13 protein-coding genes are annotated in these 12,291 nt (G+C 62.5%); 8 read left to right on the top strand and 5 right to left on the bottom strand.

What is annotated here, in order from left to right:
- Positions 1-3 precede the first annotated feature (3 nt).
- Both Q8X51_RS19580 and Q8X51_RS19575 read right to left on the bottom strand, forming a co-directional pair.
- A complete protein-coding gene (locus tag Q8X51_RS19580) occupies positions 4-921 on the bottom strand; it encodes an ABC transporter permease (protein WP_027603429.1) in 918 nt (305 codons plus the stop codon).
- Between the two features lie 81 nt (positions 922-1,002).
- Positions 1,003-2,523, bottom strand: a complete 1,521-nt coding sequence (locus Q8X51_RS19575; RefSeq protein WP_407694602.1) for an ABC transporter substrate-binding protein — start codon at positions 2,521-2,523, stop codon at positions 1,003-1,005.
- Positions 2,524-2,710: 187 nt separating this feature from the next.
- On the opposite strand from Q8X51_RS19575, the gene Q8X51_RS19570 reads away from it, so the two are divergent.
- A complete protein-coding gene (locus Q8X51_RS19570; RefSeq protein ID WP_027603431.1) occupies positions 2,711-3,628 on the top strand; it encodes a LysR substrate-binding domain-containing protein in 918 nt (305 codons plus the stop codon).
- 10 nt (positions 3,629-3,638) lie between these two features.
- Here the strand turns inward: Q8X51_RS19570 and gspJ are convergent, their stop codons facing one another.
- Positions 3,639-4,244 carry a type II secretion system minor pseudopilin GspJ gene (gene gspJ, locus Q8X51_RS19565; protein ID WP_065926126.1) on the bottom strand — a complete coding sequence of 202 codons (606 nt, stop codon included), beginning with the start codon at positions 4,242-4,244 and terminating at the stop codon, positions 3,639-3,641.
- Positions 4,241-4,702, bottom strand: coding sequence for a type II secretion system minor pseudopilin GspH (gene gspH, locus Q8X51_RS19560; protein WP_065926127.1), 462 nt, complete (start codon positions 4,700-4,702; stop codon positions 4,241-4,243). Before gspH ends, gspJ begins: the two co-directional genes overlap by 4 nt.
- A 68-nt stretch (positions 4,703-4,770) precedes the next feature.
- Between gspH and Q8X51_RS19555 the strand changes: the two genes are divergently transcribed.
- On the top strand, positions 4,771-5,202 hold the full coding sequence (locus tag Q8X51_RS19555) for a type II secretion system protein N (protein ID WP_407694601.1): 432 nt from the start codon (positions 4,771-4,773) through the stop codon (positions 5,200-5,202).
- A 4-nt stretch (positions 5,203-5,206) separates the two neighbouring features.
- Here Q8X51_RS19555 and gspI read toward each other — a convergent pair whose 3' ends face one another.
- Positions 5,207-5,593 (bottom strand): type II secretion system minor pseudopilin GspI, encoded by a 387-nt coding sequence (gene gspI, locus Q8X51_RS19550; RefSeq protein WP_065926129.1) that lies wholly within the window; start codon positions 5,591-5,593, stop codon positions 5,207-5,209.
- Positions 5,594-5,730: 137 nt separating this feature from the next.
- Between gspI and gspG the strand changes: the two genes are divergently transcribed.
- The 6 genes from gspG to Q8X51_RS19520 all read left to right on the top strand — a co-directional run.
- Positions 5,731-6,180, top strand: coding sequence for a type II secretion system major pseudopilin GspG (gspG, locus tag Q8X51_RS19545; protein ID WP_065926130.1), 450 nt, complete (start codon positions 5,731-5,733; stop codon positions 6,178-6,180).
- A gap of 8 nt (positions 6,181-6,188) precedes the next feature.
- Positions 6,189-7,112, top strand: a complete 924-nt coding sequence (gene gspK, locus Q8X51_RS19540; protein WP_315871850.1) for a type II secretion system minor pseudopilin GspK — start codon at positions 6,189-6,191, stop codon at positions 7,110-7,112.
- The gene (gene gspL, locus Q8X51_RS19535; RefSeq protein WP_407694600.1) at positions 7,109-8,248 is read left to right on the top strand and encodes a type II secretion system protein GspL; all 1,140 of its coding nucleotides are present in this window, start codon (positions 7,109-7,111) and stop codon (positions 8,246-8,248) included. Before gspK ends, gspL begins: the two co-directional genes overlap by 4 nt.
- Positions 8,241-8,750, top strand: coding sequence for a type II secretion system protein GspM (gspM, locus tag Q8X51_RS19530; protein ID WP_065926133.1), 510 nt, complete (start codon positions 8,241-8,243; stop codon positions 8,748-8,750). The genes gspL and gspM overlap by 8 nt, the downstream gene beginning before the upstream one ends.
- Positions 8,747-11,080 (top strand): type II secretion system secretin GspD, encoded by a 2,334-nt coding sequence (gspD, locus tag Q8X51_RS19525; protein ID WP_407694599.1) that lies wholly within the window; start codon positions 8,747-8,749, stop codon positions 11,078-11,080. The genes gspM and gspD overlap by 4 nt, the downstream gene beginning before the upstream one ends.
- A 367-nt stretch (positions 11,081-11,447) precedes the next feature.
- The coding region (locus tag Q8X51_RS19520; protein WP_407694598.1) for a GspE/PulE family protein at positions 11,448-12,291 on the top strand (844 nt) is incomplete at its 3' end.

The raw sequence follows: 12,291 nt of genomic DNA, 5'->3' as shown, positions 1-12,291 counted from the left end.
CTCCTAGCGCACGCGAATACGCGGGTCGAGCAGTGCGTTGAGCACATCGGCCAGCAACGTGAGGATGATGTAGATCACCGCAATCAACAGGACCACGGCCTGTACCACCGGAAAGTCGTCACGGGCGATGGCGTCCCAGGCCAGTTGCCCGATGCCTTGCAGGGAGAACACGGTTTCGATCACCACCGAGCCGCCGAGCATGAAACCGAACTCCACCGCCGCCAGCGCGACGACCGGAATCAGCGCGTTGCGCAGTGCATGCTTGAACAGCACGCGGGCAGGGCGCAGGCCCTTGGCGCGGGCGGTGCGGATGTAATCGGAACTGAGCACATCAAGCATGCCGGCGCGGGTCAGGCGCATGATTGCCGGCGTCGCGTAGTAGCCCAGGGCAATGGCCGGCATGACGAAGTGCAACAGGGTCGCGTTGCCGGACACCGGCAGCCACTTGAGCGTCACCGCGAACACCACGATCAGCATCAGCGCAAACCAGAAACTTGGCATCGCCTGGCCCAGCACCGCGATGCTCAAGGCCAGCCGGTCAACCCAGGTGTCGCGTTTGACTGCGGCCAGCACGCCCAGTGGAATGGCCACCAGCAAGGCGATCCCCAGCGCCATGGCACCCAGCCCCAGGGTAATCGGCAAGCGGCTGGCGACGAGGTTGTAGACCGATTCCTGAAAGAAAAACGAGTTGCCCAGGTCCAGCCGCAGCAAATCGCCCAGCCAGTTGAAGTACTGGGTCGGCAGCGGTTTGTTCAAGCCGTACTGCACGCGAATCTGTTCGATCTGTTCGCTGGTGGCTTCCGGTCCGCCAATGGCAGTGGCGAGGTCGCCGGACAGGTGCAAAAGAGAAAAGCTGATCACCGACACGGTAATGGCAACGCAAATGGCGATGCCCAGGCGGCGCAGAAGGAATCCAAGCATGGCAAGTTTCCTCATATCCAATGGATGACAAGTGTGAGGACGTGTCCGTGGCGCACGAGAGTCCGTGCGCCCGGTTACGTATTACTTCCACGTGGACTCGACGAAACGCGGCAGCTCATCCGGGTACGGTGTGAACGCGAGTTCCGAGGTGTAGGCGTAATTCATCGAGTAGTTGAACAGCGGCGCCCAGTAGGCTTGCTCGCTGATGCGCTGCAAGGCTTTGCGGTAGTTATCCTTGCGCACTTGCGGGTCGAGGGCATTGTCGGCGGTCTGCAACCAGCCCTGGACTTGTGGGTCCTTGATATTGTCGTCCGGATTGCCCTTGAACCAGGTACCGGCCGACGCCGAGGTGTCGAGGATCGAGAACGAGCCCCAGGCCTGAAACGACATGGGCACCTTGCCGCCACGTTGCTGATCGCGCAGGGCGGCGTACTTCAAGTAGCGCAGCTTGGCGTTGATGCCCACTGCGCGCAGGTTGCCGATGATGGCTTCGACGTAATCACGGTCGCGATAAGCGAAGATTTCTGTCTCGAAGCCATTTGGGTAACCGGCTTCGGCGAGCAGCGCCTTGGCCTTGGCGGGGTCATAGTCGTAGACCGTGGCCGCAGTGGTATCGCAACCGAACTGGCCGGGATAACAGGCAACCTGCAAGGGCTTGGCTTCGCCCCCCACCAATTGCGTGGCCAGCGCATTGCGGTTGATCGCATGGTTGATGGCCTGGCGCACCTTGAGGTTCTTCATCGGTGAGTTTTCAGAGGAGGTGCCACGTGCATCAAGAATCAGGAAACCGATGCGCATGGTTTCGCCACTGGTCACGGTCAGGTTCGGCATACCCTTGAGGTCGACCGCCTGATCCGAGGTCACACGCCAGGTCCAGTCGACACCGTCGGTCATCAACTCGGCCAGACGGGTTTCTGCATCCGGGATCACGCGGAACTTGAGGTGGCTGATATGGGGCTTGCCTTGTGGGCTGTCCGGGAAGTAGTCCTTGTTGATCTCCATGGTCACGCCTTCGCCGGCCACCACCGACACGGCTTTATACGGCCCGGTGCCAATGGGCTTGCGACTGAATTCGGCCAGGCCGACCTTCTCGAAGTACTGCTTGGGAAACATCGGAACGGCGTTGGACAGGTATTCCAGTGCTGGCGGGAAAGGCTTCTTCAAATACAGGCGGACGCTGTAGTCGCCGGTTTTTTCGGCGCCCTTGATCCAGTCTACGTTTTGCACGGTAACGACTTTCGCTTCGGGCGACACCACGTAGTTGAGGGTGAACACCACATCGTCGGCGGTGAAGGCGTCGCCGTTGTGAAATTTGACGCCCTTGCGCAGCTCAAAGTCGAGGGTGGTGTCGTCGACCTGCTTCCAGCTGGTAGCCAGCATGGGTTTGTATTCGCCGCTTTTGGGATCGCGGTAGATCAGGTTGTCCCAGATCAGCCGGCCGAGAATCACGCCTTCGCGTAAATCGTTGTGATAGGGGCTGATGTTTTCAGGCTCGCTGTCGGAAGCGTAAACCAGGGTGTCGTTGGCTTTGCCGGCATGCGCCGGAAAGCTGCTGATAAGGCCCATCAGCGCGATACTGCAGGCGAAACCTTTGATGCCCATGCCGTCGTCTCCGTTGGCGAGAGTGGTTGAATCAAAGGGCAGCGAATCGCAAATGCGTAGAAGGAGGAGGAAAAGGTCGGGCGCTGTTTTTTTTGGTCTGGACACGAATGTAGGGAAGGGCTATCAATGCCGCAAGCACAATATTTCGATACTTCCTTTGCCGAAAAGGCAATCCTTGGGGGCTCCGATGCAGCTGTATGGCGTGCAGTCCACGGCACTGCGCTATTTTCTTGAAGTCGCCCGATGCGGATCGATCAGCGAGGCCTCAATGCGGCTGAATGTGGCGGCATCAGCGGTGAGCCGGCAAATTTCCAAGCTTGAGTTGGCCCTGGATGCCAGCCTGTTTGAGCGTCGCGCCCGCGGCATGGTGCTCAGCGAGGCGGGGGCGCGACTGGCGGCGTATGCGCGCAAGTCGCAGCTTGAGGCCGAGCAGGTGGTACTGGAAATTACCGAGCTGCACGGCTTGCAACGGGGGCATGTGCATGTTGCCTGTTCGGAAGGATTTGCCCTGGAATACATGCCCAGGAGCATCAGCGCGTTCAGGCGTGAGTATCAGGGCATTCATTTTACGTTGGAGGTCTGTGCGCCCGCTGAAGCGACCGAGAAGGTTCGCTCCGGTGAAGCCGACCTGGCGATGACGTTCAGCCTGACGCCGCAAAAGGAAATCAAGGTCGAACATGTCCTGAGCGGGGCGATTTTTGCCGTGGTCTCCAATGCCCATCCCTTGGCCGGGCGGGAGTCTGTCAACCTCGCCGAGTTGCAACCCTGGCCCATTGCGTTACCCAAGGCCGACACTACGATACGGCAACTCTTCGACATCTGTTGCGGCGTCCAGGGGTTGTTGTTCGACCCGGTATTGACCACCAATTACGTTGCCGCGCTCTACAGTTTCGTCCGTGAAGAGGGAGGCATCAGCCTGGCCAGCGAAATGACCTTGCACCAACAGGTGGCGGACAAGCAGTTGCAATGCTTGCCGATCCTTGATGAAGGCATGCAGGCGCGGCGCATCGAACTGCAAAGCATGGCTGGGCGCAATCTACCGGCGGCGGTTTCGGCGTTCAGGGATTTTCTGATCGCTGAGCTGGCGAAGGCGAAGCGGCTTTGAAAAGATGAGGTTATTGCAGCGGCCCCACCACTTGCCGATAGCGTTCTTCCCCCTGCGGCGTCTGGCGGGTCAGGCTGATTTCCAGGCCGATGGGATCGGCTTTACGGTTGCCGGCCAGCTGACGCCAGCCTTGGCCCGGTTCCCAGATGCGCACTTGCAGGTCGCTGACACCGGATAAGACGGCCACTGCTTTTTTGGGCGCAGGCAACGGGTATCGATCACTGGCTGCGGATGTGGCGCGGTACAGCGTGTCACCCTCCAGCCACCAGCGCACCCGTTGCAGACCGTTTTCGGGAAGGGCTGCGTTACGAATCACGTTCAGTTGAAAATCATGCTGGTCGGAGCTGCGAACGCTGATTGCGGCGAGCCCGTCGGGCTGTTCGTCATCGTTCAAGGCTGGCGTTCTCAGTTCAACGCCGGCGCGCAGGGCCAGGTCGCGGTCCAGCTGGTTGAGTGTGCGCAACAACGCTTCGGTTTGCTCGGTGCTGGCCTGCAGATGGCTGTCGGCACGGCTCACGCTGTCGAGGCCGCGCCAGGCAATCAGGCTGACAATGGCCATCAGCATGATCGCCACCATGACTTCAATGAGGGTAAAACCGTGCTGGTCTGTTTTCATGGTTGGTTCGCCACGCGTATTTGTCCTGTCGCCGTGCGGTGAAGGGTGAGGCGGTGCTGGCCATCCGAGAGCTGCAGTTGCAAGGGCGAGGCAAACCATTCGGCATTCAGTACCACCGGTTGCCTGGGGGTTACACGTACGCTCATCGAGGGTGTTTCCCAGGCACGGGGACGCAGTTGCGGGTCGCTCATGAAGTGATCCCAACCCTCGCCGGGCGCGTTGCGCCGACTGAAGCGAAACCCTTTATTGTCGGCCCGCCACGTGATGGGGCGGCCGTCGGCCCGGGCTTCGGCCTGGGCGATCTGCAGCATCTGGACCACGCGGTTGGCGTCCTTGCGCAGCAATTGCAACGGGTCGGGTTTGATGCTCAGGCTGATCGCCGCTGAGGCGATGCCGATGATCACCAGGACCACCATCAACTCGATCAGGGTGAAGCCTTGCTGATTGGCCTTGGTCATGACACAACGCTCCTTCGTCGTGGGTCTCTCCTGTAGACTGCCCGGCAGGACAACAAGGAGGTTTTGTCGTGGTCGCTATTTTTCGTTTGACCGCGCCGCGAGTGGTGCAGGCAGTGGCATTGGCCACGGCGCTCGCGGGGGGGCTGGTCTGGTCTTCCGTGTTGCTGACGTCGGCCGAGTCCCAGGTGCCGCCAGTCGAGCCGCCGGTTTTGGCCGCTCGCCCGGATACCCCGGCGTTGCAGTGGTTTTCCAACCAGCCGGCGACGGTGGACATCAAGGTCTCCGGCCTGATGGCGGGCGTGCGCGGGGCGGTGGCGATCCTGAGCCTGAACGAGGGGCCGCCGCGCAGTTTTCGGGTGGGCGAGTCATTGGCCCAGGGTGTGCGCCTGGCGGCGATCGAGGGCGATGCGGTAGTGATTGAGCGTGGCACGCAGCACACCCGCATTAAGGTCAGCACGCTGCCGGACTCGGTGGTGCTACCGCGCTTGACCCGACCCTGAACGCTCATTGGGGCGTTGCCTTCGGCGGGTTGAGCAGCGTTTCCACCCGCGCCAACGGTGGCGCCTCGCGCTTGCGCTCCGACACCTGCAGGGTGACGCGCATCAGGCGTCCATCGGCGCTCGGTGCGATGCTCTGCTCGCAACGCAACTGCAAGCGGCCCTGATCACAGTCAAACGCTTTGTGCCCCCTGGGCAGGCGTCCCTCCAGGCGCAGTTCGGCGAGCCTGCCCTGGGCCGACAGCAGCGCCATCGAGCGGTCGCGCAGCAACCCATTGCTCTGGGTCATCAAGCCTGCAACGCGGACCGCCGCCGCCATCGCCACGGCAATGATCGCCAAGGCCACGAGCACCTCGATCAATGTAAAACCTTGCTCCTTGCGCGACAGCTCCATGGGTCACTCTTGGCGTAAAAACACGCCGTAGAGTAGCACTCAGAGAGCCGCGGGCAGCGGCCAATTATTTTTGCTATCCAGATAGTTAGTTTTGTTACACTGCGCGCCGAATTAGGATCAAGCCAAGGATGGTGGATATGGATTTCGCGCGCATCAAATATGGGCCTCGCGCCCGCCACGTTCAGCAAGGGTTCACGCTGATCGAGATCATGGTGGTGGTGGTCATCCTCGGCATTCTGGCGGCGATTGTCGTGCCTAAAGTGCTGGACCGTCCGGACCAGGCCAGGGCGATTGCGGCCAAGCAGGACGTTGCCGGCCTGATGCAGGCGCTCAAGCTTTATCGCCTCGACCACGGCACCTATCCCAACATGAACCAGGGCCTCAAGGTATTGGTCGAGCGCCCGGCAGATGCAAAAAATACCAACTGGCGTTCTTATCTGGAGCGCCTGCCCAACGACCCCTGGGGCCGTCCTTACCATTACTTGAATCCCGGCGCGAACGGCGAAGTCGACATCTTCTCCCTCGGTGCCGACGGACAGCCTGATGGCGACGGTGTGAATGCCGATATCGGATCCTGGCAGCTCTAAGCGCGGCCATGAAATCACACTCGCCCACAGGGGCGAAACAGCGCGGCATGGCGATTATCAGCGCGATGCTGATCGCGGCGGTGGTCGCTGTGTTCGCCGCCGGCATGCTCACCCGCCAGAGCGTTTTTACCCGTTCACTTGAGGCCGAGCAGGCGCGAGTGCAGGGCAGTGCATCACTGCTGGGCGGCCTGGAAGTCAGCCGGCGATTGCTTCGGGACGCCCGCGAGCAGGATGTGCTGACGCGGCTTGACCAGCCATGGGCCCGGCCGATCAACACCGCTCAGGACGGCGAATTCGAAGGCCGCCTTGAGGACCTGCAAGGCAAGTTCAACCTGCGCAATTTAATCGCCCAAGAGTCTGTTGATCTCGGGCAGATGCGCAGCTTTGAGCGGTTGTGCGAGATGATCGGTGTCGAGGCCCGCCTGGCGCAGCGCATCAGCCAACGCGTGATTGCGGCCTACCCACATAGGCCGGTTGCCTCAACAGTGGGGCAGCCGCCCCCGCCATTACCCGCCACCCAGCCGATGCTGCGCAGTCTTGATCAATTACGCGGTATCGAAGGCCTCAATGAGCGGGTCTTGGCACGGCTGGAGCGCTACGTCAGCATTCTTCCGGTCAACACCTGGGTCAACAGCAATACGGCCAGCGCGGAGGTGCTGGCCGCGGTGGTGCCGGGTTTGTCCTGGGCGCAGGCCAAGGCGTTGGTCGCCGAGCGCGATCGCGGCCAGTGGTTTATCAATCGCGGCGACTTCGTTAACCGTGCGCGATTGCCCAACCTGAACGTGGATGAACTCAATGTCGGGATCACCAGTGAGTGGTTCCTGCTCCAGGGTCAAGCCCGCCGCAATCAGCGCCGTGTGCACCTGGCTGCGCTGCTGCATCGTCCGGAAGACGCAATGCCCAGGGTGATCTGGTCGAGGCTGGGCGTATGACGCGCCTGCGTCTTGCCTTGCCGCCGCTGGAGTCCTTGACGTCGGACACCGAGCTTGAGTTCGCGCAACTGGACCGCAAGGGGCACGTCAGTCATACCGGCATCAGCACCCTTGGCCAGCTGGGACAACAGGTCAAGTCTCAGGCCGTCGAGTGTTTCCTTCACCCCATGGACACGGTACTTACGCGCATTGAACTTCCGCCGCTGTCAGCGTCCCGTATCGATGCGGCCGTTACCTGCGCTGCGCAGGCCTTGATCCTGGGGCCCAGCGAGCAGATGCATGTGGCGCACAGCGCTCGAGATGCCGATGGACAGGTGCACCTGAGCTGGCTGCCCAAGGCTGTACTGGATCGCCTCGATCAGTTGCTTGGCCTGCACGGATTGAAGCTGGGCGGCCTGTATCCAGCGCCTTACCGCTTAGCCGTGCCAGCGGCCGGGCAGGTCAATGGGTGTGTGGTAGAGGGCCAGTTGCTGCTGCGTTTCACCCTCGCCCATGGGGCGGTGGAACCGTTGGTTGAGGACCGTCTGGAAGCGCTCGCCGCCACCGGCGAAAGTGTGCTGTGGCCCGTGGACCATCAGCGCTGGAACGGCGCTGCCCCTGGCTGGGGATTGCACGCCGGGGTCGGTCGGCGCACTGCACAGGCGGCCGGTTGGGGGCGGGCGTTGGGCTGTTGTGCGTTGGCCGTGGGTGTCTGGGTGGCCGGGCTCAACCTTTACGCCGCCCGCGAGGTTGCGCAAGGGCAGCAGCTCAAGCAGCAGATGAGCCAGCGCGTGAAGCACGCATTTCCCGAGCTGCCGGTGATTCTCAACCCTCTGCAACAGGCTCGCCAGCAGTTGGCGAACCGGCAAGGGGGAGGGCCCGCGCAGCTCAATCACGACTTTGCTTACCTGGTGCAGCAAGCCGCCATGGCGCTGCCGTTCATGGCCGGCAGCGTCCAGCGGTTGACCTTCAGCGAGCGCCAGTTGCAGCTGCAGATGACCGCCGAAGCCACTCCCGCTGCCGACGGCGCTGTACAGGCTGCGCTGAGCCAGGCGGGACTTTCCGCCCACCGCAACGAGCACATCTGGACGCTGAGTGCGATGGCCGAACCCGCGTCGGGAGAGGGTGATTCCAGCGTGGAAAACGACGATGAATAATCCGAGACTGATGGCCTTCAAAGGGCGCTGGAAAGCGCTGGCCCCGCGGGAAAAAACCATGCTCAGCGGTGCGGTGGTGTTTCTCGCCAGCCTGTTGGTCTGGCTGTCGCTGATCCAGCCAGCGCTCAAGAACATTGACTATTGGCAAGCCGAAACCCCGAAGCTGCGCGCCCAGAGCCAGGCACTGGCGCTGTTGCTTCGTGAGGTCACCACGCCTGTCGGGCTGGACCTTGAACACTCATTGCGGCAATCCCTCGACGCCGCCGGACTGGCGGGGCACTACCGGTTACAGGCCCAGGATGCGTCCTGGCAACTGACACTGGACTCGGCCCCCGCCGATGCGGTGCTCGGCTGGTTATTGAGTGACCCAGGGCAATTCTCGCTGGACGTGGTGGAGGCTCGTTTGCAGCGCGCCGGCGAAGCCTCGGTCGACAACACGGCAGGCACTCTCACAGGAACCGTCCGTATGGATCGGATGCACGGCGCTAAGGAAGCATCATGAAGTGGTCAGGTTCCCATTATGTCCGTACGGCTGTGCCGTTTCTGTTGCTCGCACTGAGTGCGTGCAGCGCGCAGCCCACGGCGGATTTACCCCAGGACAGTGAGCTCGGCCTGCCCCTGGCCACCACCCAGCGCAGCGGCGATGCCCTGGTAGACCGGCAGCGTGCGCAAGTGCAAATCGAACGGCAGTCGCGGCCCTTGCACAAGGTTACCAACCCCACACGTGGCAGCGGTGCCGGTCACAGCGGCGTGGCGCCGAGCAAACCCTTGGGCGATCAACCGGTCACGCTGAATTTCGTCGAGGCCGACATTCAAGCCGTGGTGCGGGCGTTGTCCCGTGCGACGGGGCAGCAGTTCCTGGTCGACCCGCGCGTCAAGGGCTCCCTCACGCTGGTTTCCGAAGGGCAGGTGCCGGCGCATCAGGCCTACGACATGCTGCTGGCGGCACTGCGCATGCAGGGCTTCAGCGTGGTGGATGTGGGCGGTATCGCGCACGTGGTGCCCGAGGCCGATGCCAAGCTGCTCGGCGGGCCGATCTACAGTGCCGACAAGCCGGGCGGCAGCGGCATGCTCACGCGCACCTTCCGCCTGCAATACGAAAACGCGGTGAACCTGATCCCGGTACTGCGCCCGATCGTTTCGCCAAACAACCCGATCAACGCCTATCCGGGCAACAACACCATCGTTGTCACCGACTACGCCGAGAACCTGGCGCGGGTGGCGCAGCTTATCGACGGCATCGACACACCGAGCGCCATCGACACCGACGTGGTGCAGGTTCAAAACGGGATCGCCGTGGATATCGCCGAGATGGTCTCGCAACTGCTGGAGCAGCCGGGCAGCGATCCGACGCAGAAAATCACGGTGGTGGGCGACCCGCGCTCCAACGCGATCGTGATTCGTGCCGGCAGCCCGGAGCGAACCGAGTTGGCGCGTAACTTGATCTACAAGCTGGATAACGCCCAAGCCAACCCAAGCAATTTGCACGTGGTGTACCTGCGCAACGCCCAGGCCGCGAAACTGGCGCAGTCGTTACGCGGTTTGCTGACCGGTGAAAGCGACAGCGGTGGCGGTGACAATGCGCGGTCGGCCCTCAGCACAATGGGTGCCAATATCTCCGGCAGCCAGACCGGGCAGGGCAGTGGCCAAGGCAGTACCACCAGCGCCAATGAGTCGGCGCAGACGAACAGCAGCTCGAGCAGCCAGGCCGGCGGGCAAACGAATGAGCAAAACGTCGCCTTCACCGCCGGTGGCGTGACCCTCCAGGCCGACTCGACCACCAACACCTTGCTGATTTCTGCCCCGGAGCCGCTGTACCGCAACCTGCGTGAAGTCATCGACATGCTCGACCAGCGCCGCGCCCAAGTGGTGATTGAAAGCCTTATCGTTGAAGTCGGCGAGGACGATGCCAATGAGTTCGGCGTGCAGTGGCAGAGCGGCGACCTGGCCGGCAAAGGCGTGATTGGCGGGACTAACCTGGGCGGCGCGGGGTTCAACCTGAATGGCAAGACCAGCGTTGACGTGCTGCCCGGCGGGCTCAGCCTCGGCTTTATCAACGGTACCGTGGATGTGCCCGGCATTGGCAAGGTCATGGACCTCAAGGTGTTGGCCCGCGCGCTTAAAAGCAAAGGCGGCAGCAACGTACTGTCGACGCCGAACCTGCTGACCCTGGATAACGAGGCGGCCAGTATTTTTGTTGGCCAGACTATCCCGTTTGTCAGTGGCAGCTACGTGACCGGTGGCGGCGGTACCAGCAATAATCCGTTCCAGACGGTCACCCGTGAAGAGGTCGGCTTGAAGCTGAATGTGCGCCCACAAATCTCCGAGGGTGGCACGGTCAAACTCGATATCTACCAGGAAGTCAGCAGCATCGATGAGCGCGCGTCCAGCAGCGCCGCGTCGGCCGGGATCGTCACCAACAAGCGCGCGATCGACACCAGTATTTTGCTCGACGACGGGCAGATCATGGTCCTCGGCGGCCTGCTCCAGGACGGTTACAGCCAGAGCAATGAAGCCGTGCCGTGGCTGTCGAGCATTCCGGGGCTGGGTGTGCTGTTTCGCAATGAACGCCGGGCGGTCACCAAGACCAACCTGATGGTGTTCCTGCGCCCGTATATCATCCGCGACAGTGGGGCCGGGCGCGCGATCACCCTGAACCGCTATGACTACATGCGCCGTGCCCAGGGCCATTCCCAGCCGGAACACAGCTGGGCGATGCCGGATGTGCAGGCGCCGCAGTTGCCGGCGGTGGAGAAGGGGATTCCGGGCGGGCAGCAGCAGGGGCCGAGGGCGGTGATTCGGGCGGTGCCGGTTTCTGGGGGGCGACCGTGAACATTTTGACCGTGTACATATCCATTCCTGCGGTAACGGCCACCTATGGTTCCGCTCTTACAGCGGGTCACTTTTGGAAGGACCGGAAGCCGGCCCAGCCAAAAGTAACCAAAAGGTCCTCGCCCCACCACTCGGCACCTCGCCTAGGCTCGGTGTGCCCGAACGCAGGCTTGAATCCGTGGGCCGCCGTCATGGGCCATCCCTGGCCCAGGACGGCTAACCCGGCGTCCTGCCGGGTTACCCACGGATTCAAGCCTGCGTTCGGCCAGCGTGGTTTTACGGGGCGCCGAAGATCAAGATCAAAAGCGGCTCGCTTCGCATCGCGGGTACGTTGTTTTGTGACCGCGCTCGGTCAGGAAGATGTCTTGTGAGCCTTCTCCCTTATGCCTGGGCCAAGTCCCAACGCATCCTCCTGCGCCCCGGCGACGACGGCATGCTGCTGACCGTCTGCCCCTCCACCCCCGGCTGGTCCATCAGCGAAGTACGGCGCCAGTTCGGCCAGGCCCACCTCGAGCAGGTACGCGACGACGAACTCGACGGCCTCCTCGCCAGTGCCTACGCCGACACCGGCAGCGCCGCCGCTGTGGTGGGTGCGGCGGAAAACGAAGTCGACCTCGACCGCCTGATGCAGGACATGCCCGAAATCACCGACCTGCTCGACACCCAGGACGGCGCGCCGGTGATTCGTATGATCAACGCCTTGCTCACACAGGCAGCGCGGGACGAGGCCAGTGATATTCACATTGAACCGTATGAAACCCACTCCGTGGTGCGTTACCGCGTCGACGGCACCCTGCGGGATGTGGTGTCGCCGCGTAAGGCATTGCATGGCGCACTGGTGTCGCGGATCAAGATCATGGCCCAGCTCGACATCGCCGAAAAACGCCTGCCCCAGGATGGCCGTATCGCCCTGCGCGTGGCCGGGCGGCCGATTGATATTCGCGTGTCGACGGTGCCCACCGGGCATGGTGAGCGGGTGGTGATGCGCCTGCTCGACAAGCAGGCCGGGCGCTTGCAACTGGAGACCCTGGGCATGGAGCCGCAGTTGCTGGCGCGCCTCGACACCTTGATCCGCCAGCCCCACGGCATTGTGCTGGTCACCGGGCCCACGGGCAGCGGCAAGACCACCAGCCTGTACGCGGCGTTGGCACGGCTGGATGCGAGCACCAGCAATATCCTCACCGTGGAAGACCCGGTGGAATACGACCTGC

The organism is Pseudomonas sp. Yb2C2 (assembly GCF_052112325.1).
Taxonomy (GTDB): domain Bacteria; phylum Pseudomonadota; class Gammaproteobacteria; order Pseudomonadales; family Pseudomonadaceae; genus Aquipseudomonas; species Aquipseudomonas marginalis.
The sequence above is the reverse complement of the archived record's forward strand: the minus strand, read 5'-3'. Positions and strand labels throughout refer to the sequence as shown.